Annotated in this window: 16 protein-coding genes and 2 pseudogenes; 11 read left to right on the forward strand and 7 right to left on the reverse strand. The window is 59.4% G+C overall.

Annotated elements, in window-relative coordinates:
* Positions 1 to 94: 94 nt before the first annotated feature.
* Positions 95 to 997, forward strand: a complete 903-nt coding sequence (locus tag PMI07_RS14910; RefSeq protein WP_007774267.1) for a LysR substrate-binding domain-containing protein — start codon at positions 95 to 97, stop codon at positions 995 to 997.
* A gap of 75 nt (positions 998 to 1072) precedes the next feature.
* Here PMI07_RS14910 and PMI07_RS14915 read toward each other — a convergent pair whose 3' ends face one another.
* From PMI07_RS14915 to PMI07_RS14940, 6 genes are all read right to left on the reverse strand, one after another.
* Positions 1073 to 2632, reverse strand: coding sequence for an ABC transporter substrate-binding protein (locus PMI07_RS14915; RefSeq protein ID WP_007774259.1), 1560 nt, complete (start codon positions 2630 to 2632; stop codon positions 1073 to 1075).
* 478 nt (positions 2633 to 3110) lie between these two features.
* Positions 3111 to 4424, reverse strand: coding sequence for an MmgE/PrpD family protein (locus tag PMI07_RS14920; protein WP_024163830.1), 1314 nt, complete (start codon positions 4422 to 4424; stop codon positions 3111 to 3113).
* A gap of 10 nt (positions 4425 to 4434) precedes the next feature.
* On the reverse strand, positions 4435 to 5520 hold the full coding sequence (locus tag PMI07_RS14925; RefSeq protein ID WP_007757104.1) for an ABC transporter ATP-binding protein: 1086 nt from the start codon (positions 5518 to 5520) through the stop codon (positions 4435 to 4437).
* Positions 5517 to 6320, reverse strand: a complete 804-nt coding sequence (locus tag PMI07_RS14930; protein WP_007757106.1) for an ABC transporter permease — start codon at positions 6318 to 6320, stop codon at positions 5517 to 5519. Before PMI07_RS14930 ends, PMI07_RS14925 begins: the two co-directional genes overlap by 4 nt.
* Positions 6321 to 6330: 10 nt before the next feature.
* Positions 6331 to 7215 carry an ABC transporter permease gene (locus tag PMI07_RS14935; RefSeq protein WP_007757109.1) on the reverse strand — a complete coding sequence of 295 codons (885 nt, stop codon included), beginning with the start codon at positions 7213 to 7215 and terminating at the stop codon, positions 6331 to 6333.
* A gap of 11 nt (positions 7216 to 7226) precedes the next feature.
* Positions 7227 to 8270: an ABC transporter substrate-binding protein gene (locus tag PMI07_RS14940; protein ID WP_007757110.1), complete on the reverse strand. Its 1044-nt coding sequence runs from the start codon at positions 8268 to 8270 to the stop codon at positions 7227 to 7229.
* Between the two features lie 555 nt (positions 8271 to 8825).
* Between PMI07_RS14940 and PMI07_RS14945 the strand changes: the two genes are divergently transcribed.
* The 3 genes from PMI07_RS14945 to PMI07_RS14955 all read left to right on the forward strand — a co-directional run bounded on the left by PMI07_RS14945 (position 8826) and on the right by PMI07_RS14955 (position 14026).
* Positions 8826 to 10862, forward strand: coding sequence for a hydantoinase/oxoprolinase family protein (locus PMI07_RS14945; RefSeq protein ID WP_007757111.1), 2037 nt, complete (start codon positions 8826 to 8828; stop codon positions 10860 to 10862).
* A 3-nt stretch (positions 10863 to 10865) separates the two neighbouring features.
* Positions 10866 to 12845: a hydantoinase B/oxoprolinase family protein gene (locus tag PMI07_RS14950; RefSeq protein ID WP_007757112.1), complete on the forward strand. Its 1980-nt coding sequence runs from the start codon at positions 10866 to 10868 to the stop codon at positions 12843 to 12845.
* A gap of 275 nt (positions 12846 to 13120) precedes the next feature.
* Positions 13121 to 14026 carry a LysR substrate-binding domain-containing protein gene (locus tag PMI07_RS14955; RefSeq protein WP_007757122.1) on the forward strand — a complete coding sequence of 302 codons (906 nt, stop codon included), beginning with the start codon at positions 13121 to 13123 and terminating at the stop codon, positions 14024 to 14026.
* Between the two features lie 242 nt (positions 14027 to 14268).
* Here PMI07_RS14955 and PMI07_RS14960 read toward each other — a convergent pair whose 3' ends face one another.
* A complete protein-coding gene (locus tag PMI07_RS14960) occupies positions 14269 to 14487 on the reverse strand; it encodes a hypothetical protein (protein ID WP_007757124.1) in 219 nt (72 codons plus the stop codon).
* Positions 14488 to 14710: 223 nt separating this feature from the next.
* Here PMI07_RS14960 and PMI07_RS14965 point away from each other — a divergent pair, with 223 nt between their 5' ends.
* The 7 genes and pseudogenes from PMI07_RS14965 to PMI07_RS15000 all read left to right on the forward strand — a co-directional run bounded on the left by PMI07_RS14965 (position 14711) and on the right by PMI07_RS15000 (position 18272).
* Positions 14711 to 15190 (forward strand): Hsp20 family protein, encoded by a 480-nt coding sequence (locus PMI07_RS14965; RefSeq protein WP_007757129.1) that lies wholly within the window; start codon positions 14711 to 14713, stop codon positions 15188 to 15190.
* A 96-nt stretch (positions 15191 to 15286) separates the two neighbouring features.
* On the forward strand, positions 15287 to 15796 hold the full coding sequence (locus PMI07_RS14970) for an Hsp20/alpha crystallin family protein (protein ID WP_007757135.1): 510 nt from the start codon (positions 15287 to 15289) through the stop codon (positions 15794 to 15796).
* A gap of 232 nt (positions 15797 to 16028) precedes the next feature.
* The gene (locus tag PMI07_RS36045) at positions 16029 to 16208 is read left to right on the forward strand and encodes an NADH dehydrogenase ubiquinone Fe-S protein 4 (RefSeq protein ID WP_348626236.1); all 180 of its coding nucleotides are present in this window, start codon (positions 16029 to 16031) and stop codon (positions 16206 to 16208) included.
* Positions 16209 to 16211: 3 nt separating this feature from the next.
* On the forward strand, positions 16212 to 16958 hold the full coding sequence (locus tag PMI07_RS36050; RefSeq protein ID WP_348626237.1) for a hypothetical protein: 747 nt from the start codon (positions 16212 to 16214) through the stop codon (positions 16956 to 16958).
* A 32-nt stretch (positions 16959 to 16990) separates the two neighbouring features.
* Positions 16991 to 17311 (forward strand): annotated as a pseudogene (locus tag PMI07_RS35650) (SPW repeat protein); the annotation flags it as partial.
* A pseudogene (locus PMI07_RS34890) lies at positions 17288 to 17937 on the forward strand (J domain-containing protein); the annotation flags it as partial. The pseudogenes PMI07_RS35650 and PMI07_RS34890, both read left to right, overlap by 24 nt.
* Positions 17938 to 17939: 2 nt before the next feature.
* Positions 17940 to 18272, forward strand: coding sequence for a chaperone modulator CbpM (locus PMI07_RS15000; RefSeq protein WP_007757139.1), 333 nt, complete (start codon positions 17940 to 17942; stop codon positions 18270 to 18272).
* Positions 18273 to 19413: the final 1141 nt, after the last annotated feature.

The following is a 19413-nucleotide window of genomic DNA, read 5'->3' on the forward strand; positions in this document are numbered from 1 at the left end:
CTGGGTTCTCCCTAACTCTCTTGTCACAATCTTGTCAGAAAGGTAGAAAGTCAAAGTCGATTATTTTGCCGCGGTATTCAGGGGGGTTATACCAATGAGAAATCCGAGTCTGAGGCAGCTCGAAGCGCTGATGGCCGTGGTCGAGGCGGGCACAGTCAGTCGGGCCTCCGAAATATTGCGTATTTCCCAACCTGCCGCGAGCAAGCTTATCCAGGATCTGGAGGCCGATACCGGGCTGCAATTATTCGAACGCGACAGCGGACGGCTGGTGCCGACAGGCCGCGGAATGCGGCTCTACGAGGAAGTCGAGCGCATCTTCGGCGGGGTCAATCAATTAGCGCGTGCTGTCGAAGCCATCCGTCGTGAAGAGCATGGCCAACTGTTCATCGGCACCATGCCGGCCCTGTCGGGCCCGTTCATCACGCGGGTATTGAAGCTGTTCCGGGCCCGCCATCCGGACGTCTTCGTATCGGTGGAAGCCAGAAGCTCCCAATATCTCACCGAAGCGGTGCTGCTGCGGCGGCTCGACGTGGTTTTGGTCATTAGCGGGCTGGAGCACCCATCGGTCATCGCGGAAGCCGTGAAGAACCCTCCGGCAGTCGTCGTTCTGCCCAGGGGGCATCGTCTTTGCAAAAAGGAGGAACTGACGCCGCTCGAACTTGCGGAAGAACCGTTCATCGCTTTCGGGCCGACCAGCATGATGCGCCGGAAGGTCGATTCGGCTTTCGACGATTATGGACTTCGGCCCCGGATCGTCATCGAGGCGACAACGGCTCCGAACGTTGCCGAATTCGTCGCTGCCGGCCTGGGTGTCACCATCGGTGATCCTCTCTCCATGGAGATCGTCGCGGATCGCGTGGCCGTCCGCCGGTTCAGGCCGGAACTGGCTTTCGAATACGAGATCGTCCGGCCGGTCCGCGCCCGTAACAGCAGCCTGGTTGCGGATTTTGTCGAGGCCACCCATGCTGCGGCGCTGACGACGACGATATTGCCATAACGAAAATGCCTCGCCTGAGACGATCCGCCGTCAGGCGGCGCTCAGGTCGAGGCAAGGCTTGGGGGATTTGATCGTTCAGCGTTTCAACACGGTCTTTTCGGTGATCGGCGGAGCGAGATTGAGAGAGCCCTTCAGTTCATAGCCGTAATCCAGGGCCTTGCTGCGAACCCAGACCTGCATCAGGCTGAAAAGCGGAACCGCGCAGACCTGCTCGAAGATCTTCTTCTGTGCAGATGACCACAACCTCAGCCGCTCGGCGTCCGAGCTTGCCCGCCGCGCGGCGGTGATATCGGCATCCGCCGCATTGCAATGGGAGAAGTTTGTGACGGCTGTCGGCTTACCCATCGCGGCATCCGAGTGGTAGAACTGACTCAGATAGCTGTCAGCGACAGGATAACGCGCGGCGCCGTAGAAAACGACATCGCCGAGATCCTTACGGATCTGTTCCTGGTACGTCGGGTGATCTACGACTTTCATCTGCAGGTCGATCCCCGCCTCTCCGAGTTGCGCCTGGATGACCTCCATGATCGGAAGCTGCGACGAGTTAGACGAGACGACCGCCGAGAGCTTCACGCCCTTGGCAAAACCCGCTTCCGCGAGCAGCTTCTTCGATGCGGCCGGGTTGAATTTGTAGGTCCAGCTACAGTCTTCCCCAAGGTAACCGGACGGAACGACAGAGCAGCCCTTCGGTCCGACGCCGGCTCCCACGAACTGCACGATCTGGTCGACATTGATGGCTTGCGCCACGGCCTCACGGACTTTGACATTGTCCAGTGGCGGATGTGTCATGTTGAGAAAGACAGTGCGGTATTCGCCGGGCGCGAAGATATCCACGACGGCAGCGTCCCATGCCTTCGCCTGATCGACCCACCGCTGCTCCCGCTTGCCGTAGATGAGATCCAGTTCGCCCGAGCGGAATGCCAGTTCCCGGCTCGAGTCGGTCGGGATAAGGTCAAACCGGATGCCGTCCAGTTTCGGAGCACCGCGGAAATAGCCGGGAAAAGCTTTCAGGTTGACCGCCTGTTGGGTGACCGCGCTTTCGAACATGAACGGACCAGTGCCGATCGGCCGGCTCTTGAAATCCGCCCCGAGCTTCTCGAAGGCTTTCTTGCTGATGATGTTGCCGCCATGATAATTGGCGATCAGCCCGAGGAAGCCCGGAACCGGTTCGTTCAAGGTAATCCTGACGGTTGTCGGATCCACGGCCTCGATCGCTTTCACACCGGAAAAATCGCTAGAGAAAGACGAGGTTTTCGGATCCTTGGCCCGCATCAGGGAGAAAACGACGTCATCCGAGCTCAGCGTCCCGTAGTCGCCATGGAATTTGACATTGGGCCGCAGTTTGAATGTCCAGACCAACCCATCCGGCGACGAAGTCCAGCTTTCGGCCAAATCAGGTTCGATCGACGCCGGATCCGCGCTTCCCGGGGGGAAACGCACAAGCCCGTTGAACATCCAGGACACAAGCGTAACATCCGCGGTTGCCGTTGCGCGCGCGGGATCGAGGGTCGATATATCGGGCGCGTTGATGCCGACTTTCAGCGTCTCCGCCATGGCAAGCTGAGGCAGCGCAGCCATGGCGGCGAGCGAGATTGCAAATGCGGTTACGGCTCCGGTTTTATTCTTTTGGACCATGTTCACCTCCTTATTATGCGCGAATACGGCCACGTTTACGTATAAGTGTCAAAGTCGCTATCTTTGCTCCGGTATTCAAATAGGTTATATCAAAGTCACAGTGGCTGAATCTGACGGGTGCCAATCGCGAATCTTTTCGTTTCACGCGGCGCCACTAGAACGGGGGTTTCGGCCACACGTCAGCGCCATATTGGGCAATTACGACCAAACTGTCCGGGTCACTATTGCCGAGTGCTGACAACTCGCAAGTTATGTTGCTGTTAGGTCCAAAAAAACGGGCGCCGTGGCGGATCTCTGCGTCCGTATTGACGTATTCCCGAATGGGCTAGCGCGCGCTACCAATACATCGTCGAACCCCGAGCAGGAGCGGAAGCAGTCATATCATGCTTAGCGGAAATGAGGTTGTCGATTTAGCGAGTTGCAATGCAACGATATCGGCCCCACGCGATTGCGCGTGATTTTGTAGGCAAGTCGGCCGTCATTGAGAACTCAACAAACCCGAAACAGTAGATCGCAAAGTGTCGTAGAGGTCACCCGGAACGTGATTTCCCGCAATTTGGCGATCGCCGCCCAAAAAAAACTGGCCGGCATTCCGCAGGTCGTCGGCGGTAAGCTGCATGAACTTGGCTACGACGCCGTCGCCATCGAGACCGCCTGAAGCCAGGTCAAATCCTTTGCTCACGGCGACCAGCGCGTTCTGCACCTTGCCTCTGACGGTCCGGATCGAAAGACCCGGTTGCTCTGCATGTTCGAAGCGGAAAGCGAATGTTTCGGAATTGTCGGCGATCTCGGTCTCCCATCGCGGTCCAGGCTCCACGTGGTCAATCAGCTTGGAGAACAAGGCCCGCAGGCTGAAAGCGATGTCTGCAGTGCCGGCAATGACGGGTGAGCAGAATTTCTCGACATCCTCGGGGCCGTAGACGATGATCTCCTCGATCCTATCCTCAGGTTCGACTGTTTCGAGGAGGTCGGAGAGCGCCTTCAGATATTGCTGGGTGTGCCAGCAACCCGGAAAGCGTTTGAACCCCACGCGAAGGACAGCCGGCTTCATGGCCAGGGGTTGCGGATCAGGCTGCCAGCGGTCGGAACCCGCCATCCGCCACATGCCGTTTTCTCCATCGAGCACATTGGTCACGCCGGTCTGTCCCGCCTCCGCCAGATTGGCGGAGAGAACCGCACCCATGGCGATCCAGCCCATGTTGTTTTTCATGGCCGGCACCGGCCGGTCATACCATTTGGCGGTGTATGGCAGGATCGTATGGGCTGCCGCCACTCCGATCACCCGTTCGATCGCCTCCGCGTCGGCGTTCCGGGCGATCAGTATGCCGATCGCCGCTGCGACCGTGTCCCAGATGCCGACCGACCGGACATTCGCCGCGTGCTGGGGAGAGGGCAGCGCGGCCGAACAAAGGAAGGCATGGGCTTCATATCCGCCGGCGATACCCCCCAAGATCCTGTCTTCGGGCAAGTTCTCTTCTGCGGCAATGGCCAGCACAGCGCCGACGATCGGCGCACCGGGATGCCCGATCAGGGTATCGTCGTAATCCAGCGCGTTGCTCGCCTGCCCATAGACATAGGCGGCGCCGGCCGCACTCGAGATATGCGAGAAGCTTTTCTGGAAGCCGATCAGAGACTGCTGAAAATGATGCAGGCCGAGACCGGCTGAAAAGCATGCAAGGCTGTCGAGCAGGCATAGTTTCGTTCGCGCCAATACTTGCGCGTCCCAGTCGCCGTCGCGATAACGACCGAGGTGAGATACCAGTGTCGATGGCGTGCTGCCTGGATGAGACATTAAACGGCTCCTACCGGTCCAGAAGACGGATCGCTTTCGCACCGATCGAAACGGTGATCGGCTGCCCGGTCTTGAGCGTGCCGCTGCGGTTGGACCTGACCAGCGCCTTGATCGTCATGCCCGGATCGACGGAGACCCAGAGATCGAGGTGGGCGCCCAGATTGACGATCTTCGCGATCGTGCCGTCAAAGACATTGTCATCCGGCAGCGGCTGGGCTCCATTGTCCACCACCCTGACATCCTCCGGCCGGATGCAGCAGAATTTCGCAGTCGCCAGCGTGGAGGCATCGCCCTCCACCCGAAGCGTCAGGGGAGTTCCACCGATGGAGATCTCCCGGCGATCGCCGGCTGCCTGCTTGACCGCCACCGGCAGGATGTTCGACTTGCCGATGAAATCCGCCACGAAGCTTGTGGCAGGGCTGTTGTAGATTGCCTCTGGCCTCCCCTGCTGCGCGATCACGCCGCCGGCCATGACGACGACCCGGTCCGACATCGCCATCGCCTCCTCCTGATCATGGGTGACGTAGACGAAGGTCATGCCGAGCTTTTCCTGGATTTCCTTCAGCTCGACGCGCATCGCCTCGCGAAGTTTCAGGTCGAGGTTGGAAAGGGGCTCGTCCAGCAGGAGTACGGAGGGCTTGGGAGCGATGGCCCGGGCAAGCGCGGTGCGCTGCTGCTGTCCGCCGGACAATTCCTTCGGATAACGGGCATCTAGTCCCTCAAGATGGACGCTCTTCAGGGCAGCCTTGACCGCCTGATCGATTTCGGCGCGCGGCGCGCCTTTCATCCTGAGGCCGAAACCGACATTTTCGGCAACGGTCATATGCGGAAAGAGGGCGTAGTTCTGAAAAACGAGACCGATGTTCCGCTTTTCCGGTGGCGTTCTTGTCTGGCAGTTCCCGCGTATCCGGATTTCGCCCGAAGTCGGCTCCTGAAAGCCAGCGATCATGTTGAGCGTGGTGGTTTTTCCGCAACCCGAAGGGCCGAGCAGGCTGACGAACTCGCCCTTGGGAACCGAGAGGCTTACGTCATTCACCGCACGAAAGTCCCCAAACGTCTTGCACACGGAAACGAGTTCGATGTCGATGTCGCTCATTTACTGCCACCATGAATTTGCGCGGAAAAACCGCCGAGTTTTTCGAACAGGAATATCGTCGCAAGAATGAAGATCAGCGACGCAACATTCACCGCCGCCAGGACGGGATCTAGGCTGTATTCCATGTAATTGATGACCGTTATCGGCAGCGTCGTCTGGCCTGGCCGCACGAGGAAGACCGAAAGCGGGATGTTGTTGAAGGAAATGATGAACGCGAAGGTCATGCCGGAGAACACGCCCGGCTTCACCAAGGGAAGAAGAATGTGCCTGATCCTCTGCCACTTGCTGGCGCCGAGAATCTGCGCCGCGCGATCGAGATTCCGGTCGAAATTGTAGATGGACGTGGCAATCATCCGGGCTGCGAACGGCAGTGTTAGGACGATATGCGCGGCGATCAATCCCGGCGTTCCGAGCAGCATGTAGAAACCAGCCGACGACAGAAAGAGGACGATCGCAACGCCTTTGACGATCTGAGGGACCGCCAGCGGCGACAGCAGGAAAGCCATGATCGCGGCGCTACCTGGGCACTTCTCGTAGGCGATCGCATAGGCCGCCAAGGCGCCGAGCACGCCGCTCAGGAAAGATACGACGAGAGCGATCTTCAGGCTCAAAAGGAACGGGTTCAGCCATTTGTTCGCCCACAGGGCGCCATACCATTTAAAGGTCCATTCCGACGGCGCGAAGGTGACGGCCGAGGACGGGCTCAGCGATGCGGCAACGACGACAAGCAGCGGCAGCGTGATGAACAGGAGGATCAGGGTCAGCGAGAGCCAGTAGAGGCCGGATAGAGCTCGGTTCATTGTCCGCCTCCTAAACGTTCAGCTTCTTGTGGAGCCGCGTTTCGGCGCGCGTGCCGGCGAACGAGAAGGCCAGCATCAGAACCAGGAGAACAAGCGCCATCACCGCGGCCATCGGCCAATTGGTATAGAACATGATCTGTTCGTAGATCATCGTCGCGAGCACCTTGAAGCGGGCTCCGCCAAGCAGCGCCGGGGTCGCGTAGGCGCTTGCCGCCATCGTGAACGAGATCAGCAGCGAGCTGACGATCCCCGGCACCGAAAGCGGGAATACGACATGCCTGAGAACGGACAAGCGCGACGCGCCAAGAATCTGGGCCGCTTTTTCGAGGTTCGGATCGATGCCCTGTATGCTCGTCATGATCGCAAGTATCCCGAATGGAAGAACGACATGCGTCAGGCCGACCACGACCCCGAAAAGGTTCTTCGCAAGCGGCAGCGGTGATAACACGATGCCCGACCAGATCAGCGCGTCATTGATGAAGCCACGATCCTCAAGGATGATCAGCCAACCGTAAGTCCGCAAAACCACGCCTGCGAGTTCCGGCGCGATTGCGAGGGCGAAGACGACAGCGCGCCAGCGCGAGGTCGACCGCGCCAGAAAATAGCCGACCGGATAGGCCATCACCGTGACGCATATCGCGACCAACCCGGACATCACGAGCGTCCGCAAGAGACCGGCTATCATCAGGTTGTCGGTAAAGAACTTTTCGTAGCTGACGAGGCTCCAAGCAGCCGTCTTGGGATCCTGAAAGCTGATGCCGATCATCATGCCGATCGGTATGGCGAAAAAGATCAGAAGGACAGTAAGAGGCGGGACAAGCGGAACATATCCGCCCAGTGACGACCTGCGGCCTTTTGGCGCCGCCGCAGGCATTTCCGTTACAACGGCCGACATCGTGCGCGCTCTCAATTGGCTGCGTGAACGACATCCCGCTCCCAGCGGTCGCCCCACTCGGGCAGTTTAGTCGCGGTGATGGACAGGTCGGGCAACAGCAGCTTCTTCAGATCCTCTTCGGTAGTGATCTGCCTGGCGCGAACGCTGTCTGGAACCTCGATGTCCGGGCGGGCGCTGCCGACCTTGTATCCGGTAACCCAGGCTTCTTGGCTGGACTTCTCCAGGAAGAAATCGACGAACTTCATGGCCGCCGCCTTGTTTTCTGCACCGGTCGGTACGTTCAAGGTGGCGATCAGCGGTATGGTTCCTTCCTTGGGACGGGTGTAGTCAACGGGAAGTCCGCTATCCATCAGGAGCTGAGCGCGGCCGTTCCAAAAGGGCATCGCCCATACCTGGCCGTCTTTTATGTAGGTTTCCATCACCGCCGACGATTGCTCGAAGCCGACCGTCTGCTTGGCCAGTTTCCCCATTGCCGTGAAGCCCGGAGCGACATTTTCGAGGAGATCGCCGCCGTTCATGACGGACAGGGCCTGAACGAGATTGGCGGCCATGATGTTCTGGAACGTCGGCAGGATGACCTTGCCTTTGAGCTCCGGCTGGAACAGCAGCGACCACGAGGTCGGCGCGGATTTGATCTTGTCCGTGCGCCACATCAGGGACATGTACTGAAGTTCGTGAACCGCGCCGCACTCACCGGCGATCCTATTGATCGCGGGGTTGAGCTTCACGAGGTTGGGCACCGTTTTCGCAGAGAATTTTTCCAGCAGACCTTCGCGGCAGCCGTCGAGCGACTGGGAGGCCGTCATGACCACGACGTCGAAACCGGGCCGGCCTCTGGTGGCCTTGATCTTCGCATAATCCTGCGAAGCCGAGCCGACTGAGTCATAAACGACGGAAATACCTGTCATTTTCTGAAACGGCTCGATAATGCGCTCCATGATGATCTGCTCGTATGGGCCGCCATAGCTGTTGACGACCAGCTGCTCGGCATGCGCGACGGATGCCGCTCCGGCGGTGAAAACAACGGATGCAAAAAGACGTTTTGTGATCGGCATGATGTGCTCCCTTGATGTTTGTTCCCAATTTGAATGCTTGCTCGTTCACATGCCGTGCGTCCAATAGGAATTGAGTTCTATTTATTATGGATGCAAATCAATTCGGCCGCATTCAAGTGCACCTTATGGTACTCTCTGCACCATATTGCCAAAATGACGGACCTTAGCAGCGGGCAAGCGGCGCGGTCCTCAATTACTGCCAGTGGCAGCTCTGTTCAGAGAATCTTTTCAGCTCATCCGTAGCCCGTGAGCGTTTCGCTGCGGCAGCGGAGTGGTGGCGTGCAGCCCCGACTTTGGCCAAAGCAGGTCGACGTCGCTCACGCTTCCCGAGCTCTCCCATTGATCCATTGTTGATCGGCTCTCCGCGACAGATTGATTGGAAACTGAAATCAATGCTCGCGAATCCTTACTTCTCTGCGTGAAGGCTCTCGCTGTACCGTCGCGTCGATGCGACTGCCGGACCTTGGACCAGGTTCGAAACATCGCAACCAAGACGATGAACTCACATGCCTTGGGCATGTCCCCTAGTTTTCTAAACTGAAGAGAACGCGAAATATGCTTCGGATCGGCGTCGATATTGGCGGCACATTCACTGATTTTTGCGGCTGGCGCGAAGGCGAGCACGACGTCATCAGCCTCAAGGTGCCATCCACACCCCCCGCATTTGAGAACGGCTTCCGCCAGGGGTTCGAAAACCTGCTTGAACTCCTGTCACCAAAGATTGGAGAAGCAGCTCTCGTCATGCATGGGACGACCGTCAGCACCAATGCCGTGATCGAGCGCAAGGGACCGAAGATCGCCTTTTTCGTCACGAAGGGTTATCGGGATCTGCTTGAACTGCAGCGGATGGGCGTCCGCAACCCTCTCAATATTTTCGAGAATCGCACACGGCCGCTGATCGCACGCTCGATGGTCTTCGAAGTCGAGGAAAGGCTCGTGCGGGGCGGTGTCGTCGAAACCCCTATTGATGAAGCCGCGGCCGAGGCTTCGGTTCGCCGGGCCATCGCAGCCGGCGCGGCCGGATATGCTGTCGCCCTCCTGCACAGCTACGCCGATCCGCGACATGAGCAAGCGGTGGCGCGGGTCATCAGGAGGGTGGTCGGCGACGATGCGGAAGTCAGTCTTTCGAGCGAAATCTGGCCCCGGATCGGCGAGTACGAACGAGCGACCCTCAGCGTGCTCAACGCATTCGTCCGGCAGCGCATGAACCAGTATATCGGGGCGGTCGAGAGCTACGTGGCCGAACGGCTGCCAGGATCCCAACTTTTCGTAACCCGGTCGAACGGTGGGGCGATGGCCGCCGCGGAGGCCAGAACCTTTCCGGTCCACACGCTTCTTTCGGGTCCCGCTTCGGGTGTCACGGCGGTGCAATATCTCGGCCGGTCGCTCGGCGAGAGGAATATCCTCACAATGGATATGGGCGGCACCAGTACCGACATTTCCCTCGTGCGAGACGGCGAAGCCCTGACGTCGACCGCTGCGGAAGTGGGCGATTTCCCCGTCGTGATGCCGGTAACGGGGATCGAAGCGATCGGAGCCGGCGGCGGCTCGATTGCGACGATCGACGCAGGCGTGTTGCGTATCGGTCCTCAGAGTGCCGGTTCCTATCCTGGCCCTGCATGCTTCAGCCGAGGCGGTATGGCGCCGACCCTCACGGACGCCTATCTGCTGGCCGGCTATTTGCCCGAAGCGCTGCTGGGCGGCGAGATGAAACTCGACAGAACCGCCGCAGAACGCGCCATGGCGCCGATCGCCGAAGCACTGGGCACCGACACATTGAGCGCGGCGGAAATGTGCATCACCGTCGCGAGTTCGAACATGGTCGCGGGCGTGCTTCCCTATCTGGCCCGCCAAGGCGTCGATCCTGAAGAACTCACTCTGCTCGTCTACGGTGGTGCGGGTGCCCTTCAGGGACCACTGCTCGCAGCCGAGATCGGCGTCAACCGAGTTTTGGTGCCGAGCACCCCCTCGGTCTTCTGCGCGCTTGGAGGACTTGTTTCGGAACTGAGCAACGACACGCTTGAAACGGTGCACGGCGTCTATGTCGACGGTCCGACCATCGCAAGCAAGTTCTCGGTTCTCAAGGAGAGGGCAGCCGAGTGGCTTTCGCGTCAGGCACCCTCGGATCGCCTTGTGGTGGAGAAGTTCGAATACTGGGCCGAGATGCGTTATGTCGGTCAATCATTCCAGATCGATGTGCGCCTGCCCGACAGTGCCGTCGACAGCGGCAATATCGCAGCCATGCATGAGGCTTTTCACAAGGAGTACGAACGGATCTACAGCCATGCTGATTCGTGCGCGGCCGCGGAGTTCGTCGATCTGAGAATGCGGGTCCGCGGCGCCCTGTCTATCCCCGAACCATCATCTCCCCGGACATCGACCGGAGGCAAGGCGCTGAAGACCATGCGGCCGATGCGCTTCCAGGGCGAGGTTTTCCCCGAGGTTTGCGTCTATGACCGGGGTCGCCTCGGCTTGAACGAGGAAGTACGGGGCCCCGCCGTGATCGAGCAGCCAGAAGCCACAATCATCGTACCGCCAGGTTTTGCCGCCCGCGTCGGCGCCTATGGCGCAATTTTCATGAGTCGGAGCTGATCGATGGACGCCGTAAGAACCGCTATTATGAGCAACCGTTTCAATGCTATCGTCGAGGAGGCTTCGGCCGCCGTCTATCGCACTGCCCATACGACCTTCGTGAAACTGGTTCAGGATTATCAATGCGCACTGGCGACCGCTGACGGCGATATGTTCGCCTACCCGATGATGTCGGGCGTCAACGTCTTCATCGGTTCACCCATGCGTCCGACGCTCGACGCCATCGGGCGCGAGAACCTGAACCCCGGCGACATCGTCATCACCAACGATCCCTTCGCCACGGATGGTCTCGTGACGCATCTGATGGATATCACGCTGCTCTACCCGATTTTCCGCGACGGCAAACTGATCGCCGTGGCCTGGGCTTTCGTGCATGCATCCGATATCGGAGGCGCGGTGCCTGGAAGCATTTCACCGGCCTTCACGGAAGTGTTTCAGGAAGGACTGCGCCTCAGGCCGGTCAAGCTGTACGAAAACGGCGTCCTCAACGTCGCAATAAAGTCCATCCTGGAAGACAATAGCCGGATCCCCGGAGAGCTTTGGGGGGACATGCAGGCCATGATTTCCGGCCTGAAGAGCATGGATCGACGCATCAACGAACTGTGTGACCGCTATGGCCGCGCTGCCGTCGAGGAAGGTATGCATGACGTGATCGGTTACGCCGAATCGAAAGCCCGCGCCGTGATCGAGACCATCCCCGACGGCGTCTACAGTTTCTCGGATTATCTGGAAGGCATCAACAAGGGCCAGCTTGCCTATTTCAGCGTGACAATCACGGTCAACGGCGGTGAGATCGAGGTGGATTTCTCGGGCACTGACCCGCAGCTTTCCGCCGCCTACAATCTGGTCACCGGCGCCACGACCCATCCTTACGTGGTCATGTGCCTCATCACCTTCATCCTCACCATGGACCCGCTGACCCCGCGCAATTCCGGAATTCTGCGGGCGATCCATGCGCATGCGCCACGCGGAACAGTCCTGAACGCGGTATTTCCTGCCTCCGGCGGATCGCGTGCGGCCTCCGCCACTCGCGCCTATGACATCATCATGGGTTGCCTCGCCCAGGCGCTGCCCGAGGGCCTCGGTGCGGCCGGCGCGGGCATGGCGGGCGTCATCGTCGTCTCCGCTCCCGATCCGAGGACGGGCCGAGACCGCGTCAACGTCATAAACACCATTCACGGCGGCGGCGGCGGTCGCCGCGGCAGCGATGGCGTGGATGGCACCGAAGTGCGATACGCGCAACGCATGGTCCCGGTGGAAGTGATCGAGGTCGAAACGCCCATCATCATGAGGACGATACGCAGCGTTCCCGACAGCCGCCGGGCGGGCAAGTTCTCAAGCGGTGCGGCTCTGGAGATGGAGATCGAGAACACCGCGAACCGCGCGGTCATGACCGTCAGAAACATGAATCGCTTCGTCTTTGCTCCCTGGGGTTTCCGTGGCGGCGAAAAAGGGTTGCTTGGCCAGACGCTCGTTAACCCCGGTCGCCCGGATGAGCGCTCGATCGGCAAGATCTCGGTCCTGGAAATGGGACAAGGCGACGTCGTGCGCATCACCAGCCCCACCGGCGGCGGTTTTGGCGATCCGCTCGAGCGCGACATCAAGGCAATCGCCACCGATATCGAAAACGGAATGCTCTCGCGTGAGCGCGCAGCGGAAGCCTATGCCGTCATATTTGATGCCGACGGCGGCATCAACGAGCCGGCGACATCCGCAGAGAGAGAAAGGAAGCGCGAGCATGAGCTTGCTGACTTCAATTTCTGCGACGAACGCAAACGGCATGATCGCGTCTGGCCTCTACCCATGCGCCGACAACTGGCATGCCTTGCGCTCACATTCGAGCAGCGAATTCGCAGCCAGCTTGTCGCCAATGTCCATAGCCAGCTTTTGAACGAGGGCAGCCAGGTCAAGCCTGGAAAGCTCAAAGAAGTTGTTGATAACGAGGTGATGCGACTGTCGGGAAAGCTGGGGCGAGCGTCCTGATCGAACGCGCTGCATCCCTTCGCATCCACTTGAGGCGCATCGGTTGCGCTCTTTTTTACTGCATAACTCCTGGTTTTGTCCGTTCCCGATAGAAGCTGGCTATCTGCGGTTTCCTCGATAACGCCAGACTTGCGAGGCAGGATTTTGCTTTCAATCCGGATCGTGATACGCCTGCTTCCAAACGTGATGATCAACACTCTTCAACAAACGAGGTCCTCCCACACGATCTACCTTTGGTGTGGATTAAATCTTGAGGAGGATAGCGTACTCGTCCGATGACCACGCCAATGGAACTGTCGAGCATCCGCTGCTTTATCGCCCTGGCCGAGGAACTGCATTTTGGAAGGGCGGCCAAGCGCCTGAACATGACGCAGCCGACGCTCAGTCAGCAGATACGCAAAATCGAATCCAGTTTCGGCGTGGCGCTGTTCAATCGATCCACGCGCAGCGTGGAAATGACAGCGTCGGGCGAGGCTTTCCTGCCCCTTGCGCGTGAGGCTCTTGCGAAACTTGAAGAAGCTGTCCTCGTTTCAAAACTGGCTGCCGGGGGGATGACGCCCGGCGGCGAGCAGCTCAGGATCGGCGCCATCGATCCTGCAGTGCATCGGATTCTGCCCCGCATCCTGCGGCGCTTTCGAAATCGGTTTCCTGACACGCGGCTCGACGTGCGAACGTTCGATTCCTCCGAGATATTGCGGGCGCTGGAGAGGGGCGAATACGACGTCGGCATCATGCGTCCTCCGGTCAATGTCAACCTCATCCGCTTTCGGCCTCTGGTCGCGGATCGTTTTGTGGCGGTCATCCCGAGACAGTCTCCGCTGGCGGCTCGTAGCACCCTGCATATGAAGGATTTCATCGGCCATCATGTGTTCACGCTCGATCGGTTCGAGCTGTCGAGCTTCAAAGCCGTGCGCGATCAGGTGATTGAAAGCGGGATATCCGCCGATCAAGGCATCAAGGTTTCCAACACCACGGCCGCGCTTGCCCTCGCATCTGCCGGCCTGGGCATCACTTTCCTGCCGGAGTGGATCTCCAGCATTGTCGGGAAGGACGTCGTGCTTCGGCGAGTGGAAGATCTGACGGAAGAGATCTCCATCGGCATCGCTTGGCGCGGGGACAACCCCATTCCGGGCATCCTGCCATTCGTCGAATACGCGGAACTGGTTTCTCGGCACACGTAAGACGGTTTGATCTACAAGTGCGTCGAGCCGTCCCCATCCTGCGATCGCCTCTCTTTGGCTGAAGCGAAAGTTCGCCATAACAATGAGATTGGCGTGGCCTCCACGCCTTGAAGAGATCCGAACCGAAGGCACCTTCACCGAATATCGCATCCCTCACCTGGCCGGGCGGCAGCATTGCCCTGTTACTGTCATGCGCCTCATGGTGCGGGCCACGCGCAAAGTTCCTGCCCGCTCGTCGCCACTTATGCCTCATCGGGCGGGTCGGCGGCTTCGAGAAGAGAGACCAGATCGGCAACTCTGCCCGAGGGTAACGAACGCCCGTCGTTGACAAGTGCTTCGTCAGCATTGAGCCAAGCCCACGCTTCGGCGAGTTCTCCCGCTGATGCACCGGTCTGGTTGATCTCGGCAATCAGGGCCTCATCGACGGGACCAAGGATGGTGGTGATCTCTTCCAGTTTCATGTCGCTTCCTCCTGTTTTTAGGGAGATTGCGCTGTTTGAGATAGGAGCTTGCTGTTCAGAAAAAAGTGTCGCGGTGCCGGTCGGCAACCTCTTGAACAGGCAAATTGCCAAAACTAAATCGTAGTCGCCGGACGCCCTATCGGGTCCGGGACGTCGGCGATGGATGCCATCGGCGACGAAAATCGAAACTTGTACCCATGTTGCTTCAATGGAGGATGTGGCTATGAGAACCACCACTTTCGACTTCTCTCCCCTGTTCCGGTCGAGCATCGGCTTCGACCGGATGTTGAACGCCCTCAACGCCGCAAGCCGCGTCGAGACGATCGACAACTGGCCTCCTTATGACATCGCCAAGACCAGCGAGGACGACTACCGCATCAGCATGGCGGTGGCCGCCTTCTCGCAGGACGAACTCGACATCACCCAAGAGCAGAACATGCTCGTGGTGTCGGGGCAGAAGGCGAGCGAGGATGACAGCCGATATCTGCATCGCGGCATTGCCGGGCGCACCTTCAGGCGCCGCTTCGAGCTCGCCGATCACGTCAAGGTCGTGGGCGCCAGCCTGATGAACGGTCTGCTGACCATCGATCTCAAGCGCGAAATCCCTGAAGCGATGAAGCCGCGTCGGATCGAGATCGCCACCGGAATGGCACTCCCCAAGGCCGAGGCGAAGCAGATCGAGGCCGAAAAGCAGGCCGCCTAATCAAGACCATCCGCAGTATGGACGCGCACGGCGCCGGGCGATGCCCGGCGCTGGCGGGAAACCATTGTCCGTCGATAGAACAGAAAGGAGAAAACCATGAGTGTCCGTGATCTTATCCCCTGGGGCCACAACAACGGCAATCAAGCCCCGACCATCTACCGCGACGAGGAGCGCAATCCATTCCTGTCGCCGCACCGTGAGATGAACCGGCTCTTCGACGACGTCTTCCGCTCTTTTGACCGGGACCTGCCGGCTTTGGGCTCCCTGCCCTCCTTCGGCGCCGGCTGGCCGAGCGTCGAGATCTCGGAGAGCGACAAGCAGGTCAAGGTGACCGCCGAAGTGCCGGGCCTTGACGGAAAGGACATCAAGGTGCTGCTCAATGACGGCGTCCTGACCGTCAAGGGCGAGAAACGCTCCGAGACCGAGGACAAGGAGAAACAGTTCTCCGAACGCTACTACGGCCGCTTTGAGCGCCGCATTCCGCTTGGCTTCGAAGTCGAGCAAGACAAGGTCGAAGCCAGCTTCAGGAACGGCGTGCTGACCGTGACCCTGCCGATGACCGAGAAGGCGCAGACGCAGGTCAAGCGGATCGCCATCAAGAGCTAACCGAACCAATCCGTCCGGCGGCCGGCCTTATTGGGGCCGCCGGCATCCTTCGCCAACCGGGAGGGATAGAAATGATGGAGATTAGTAGAGAGAGAGATATAAGGACCAAAGCGCGAGGCCGGTTTCGGATATCCGGCCTTCGAACGATAGCCGGCAGAATCGTCTGTCTTTCGGCCGCTCTGTATTTCCCGATGATGCCGTCGCCCGCATCTTCAGGCCGCCGCGCTCGGCGATGACATCAGGCAACGCGCGGACGAGAGACTGGCGGCTTGTCTTCGAGCGCCGCAGCCAGCAGTTCATCGAGCCTTTGATGGGCTATACCGGCGGTACCGATACGCTGACGCAGGTGGAGCTGGAATTTCCAACGCTGCGATCCGCCATCCGCTATGCCGAGCGGCAGGGTCTGGCCTAGGTCGTGCAGCATCCGGCAATTAAAGCTGCTGCCCTGGCAAAGCAGGGAATTCGCCGCCGGGCGAACCTGCCATCTCACGCCTTCTCCGATGCGACATTGGAGCGGCTCGGCCTCGCCGCGCTTCAGGAGAGCTACGGTCAGGCAATGGACGAGGCAGCGGAACGGAACGATGCTACCGGTCCCGCGACATGGTCATCGCCCATGGATGTCATCCGTGATCCGGCGTTGCCTCTGGAAGCAAAGCGTTCGATCCTGATGAACTGGGCCTGGACTGAATACCTGATCGACCAGGCGACCAACGAAGGGATGCCGGAGAACAAGCGTCCGTCGCACTTTCACGAGGTCGAGCAGGCCCTGCTTGCACTCGAGCGAGATGTCGAGAACCAAGCAGGATCACACGGACGATCGGAAAGCTGCATGAGGTGCGCCCATGGACCCGCATGTCGTCTTCGACTGCCGGATTTACCCAACGAGTTCGCGCTGACGATTGCCGCAGCCGCCCGGAGCCGTGCGCTCCAACGCGGTGCGGCGCCGAGGCTTGATCTGCCGCATGCCGGCGTAAGCGACCTTGCGCTGCATGAGATCGCCCGTGGCGCGTTCAGTCGGGACGAACTCGCGCCGTTCCTGCCCGGATCGGCAGCGACAACGCTTCTTCCGGTTCCTGATCCAACAACAGCCGAGCTTCGAGGCGTCGGCGCGGCAAGCACTGCCGCCGCACCCGCCTCCTGTCCGCAGGAGACGGTTCATTGATGATGCAACCAACCGATGAGGAGAAATGAACGATGCTGAAGTCCCTGTCTTCGAACAACCAGACCGTTTTCGATATCGTCAATATCGTTGCCGGTCTTGGTCTGCTGGTCTCACCGTGGCTGCTTGGCTTCACCGCTGAGACCTATGCCATCTGGAACGCCGTGATCGCCGCCGCTGCCCTCTATGCCTTCTACGAGGCGGAGGAATGGGTCAACCTGGTGCTCGGCATTTGGGCCGTAGCTGCCCCATGGGTTCTCGGCTTCGCGGGCGTGACGGCTGCAACGTGGGTCCATGTCGTGGCCGGTATTGTCGTCGCGGTGCTTGCCGCCGGCAACATCTGGTTCGGCCACAATGGTGGCGGGTTTGCCGACTTTGGCGATGCGGACGATATTTTCGCGAGCTTTTTCTCGCGCCGCGCCGGCTGGCGGCGGATCCCCGTTCCGCGCTCCGGGACGTGACCGCCATTTCTCGATGGAGATCGATTTTCTCGACGCGGTGAAGGGCGCCAAAACCCAGGTCCAGCTACCCGAGGTCCCGCACTCGAAGTGCAGATTCCACCCGGTACCCGTGATGGCCAAACGCTGCGGCTACGGGGCAAGGGCGAACTCGAATTCGGCGGCGGCCCCGCCGGCGACGCGCTGATTGATATCAGCGTGCGACCGCACCGCTTCTTCACGCGCGACGGTGACGACATCCGCCTGGAACTGCCAATCACGCTCAGCGAGGCCGTGCTTGGCGGCAAGGTGCGCGTGCCAACGCCCTCCGGTGCGGTCGACCTGGTGCTGCCCCAAATTCCAGCAGCGGCAAGGTCTTGCGCATCAACGGCAAGGGTGTGCCGCGCGGAAATGCTGGCGCCGGCGACATCTATGTGACTTTGAAGGTCGTGCTGCCCGACCGTCCGGACGAAGAGCTGGCCGGCTTCATCAAACGTTGGGCTTCTGGAACGACACAAAATCCGAGAAAAGGCATGGAGGGCTGACCATGGACGATCATGAATTCCGCCATCGCCTCAAAATCGAAGTAACCGAACTCGAACTGTGGATCCGGGAGGGTTGGCTTGCGCCCCAAATTGCCGAGCACCAACGCCGCTTCCGGGATACAGATCTTGCCCGCGCCCGGCTCATCCTGGACTTGACGCACCGCATGGGGGTCAACGAGGCAGGTGTTGATATTGTCATGGATCTTGTCGACCAGCTTCACGGCATGCCCGGCGCGATGCGCGACATCATAACGGCCGTCAGCGGAGAGGATGTTGCAGTTCAACAACGTTTGGTCGCAGCCCTGGACAGGCTCCACATCGTTCGCCGAATGTGAGCGGATTCGCGGCAGGTAAGAAAGCAGTCCCAACCCGTCGCGGATGTTTCATAAGCCATTCACACCGCAGCATTCCCGAACGCGCCGCCACTGTAGACAGCAATCGCTTATGTCACCTCGTCACCTCTCGACCGGCGGGTTAGAAACGGTTTATTGCTTCGAGAGTTCTTGTTAGTGCAGCCTGAGACGGGTCGTCGATGGTATGGCGGAAGGTCAGTGCTGTCACAACGCCTATGCCCGGCACAGTTATCAACCGCCTTGTCGTCTCTTCTGATCACTCAAGACGCAAGAAATTCGCCTCCGCGATACAACTATAGCACTGAGATGATGATGTCCGTATCAAGCGGACGCAGGTCCCCTAAAAAACTGTTTGATGAATGCGACCGCCATCTGCCTGAACGTTGGGTCCAGCACTCCTTGGAGAGCGAGCTCTCCTCGGACGCTTAGTCGAAAAAGGTTGAAGGGGTCGTCAGCAGCACTTTCGTCTGTGGTGTATCCGAGATCAACCGCCCGACGGAACCCTGGCAGAATTGCTTCGCCTTCCTCGTCGCTTATCACACGAAGGCCGCCTGCCTGCAAAGTATTGAGAACGTGGTTCATTTGCGGGTCAAGCATATGGCACCGTTGGCCGCGTATGAGTGTCCGATTTGTTGGTCAGCAGGAATTCGAAGCTATGGCTTCCGATAAACTTGCGATGGCGAGCAGGATAGCGATCGATCCCGCGTCGCATAGGATCAGATAGCCCGTCATTGCGTCTCTCGATTCGAGCTGCCCACATCATCCGATATTCCTTTCAAGCCATTGAATAGATCATGAAAGTAGGGGTTTAGCGTATCTCCAATTGGGCTGATCATGTCCGAGAGTTGCCTGAAACTGCTTTTTTGTAACTGACTTTTGCTGGCCGGCAGATGAAACATTTGCGTTAAAACATGCCGAACTGCCTGCGACCCCCTATATTTCCATCACGTAAAGGCATTGAATTGAAGGGCGGCCGACTCTCACGCTGATCATTGGTATTGCCCGCGTCCAACGGAGGCTGAGGAGAAGCAAGGGCGGATGGGCCGCCATCATTCGGCACGACGCCGGTATTTCGCCACGCCCCGCCGACGTGCGACGCCATGATACCCATCCTCATGGCAAC

It is taken from the genome of Rhizobium sp. CF080 (assembly GCF_000282095.2).
Classification (GTDB): Bacteria; Pseudomonadota; Alphaproteobacteria; order Rhizobiales; family Rhizobiaceae; genus Neorhizobium.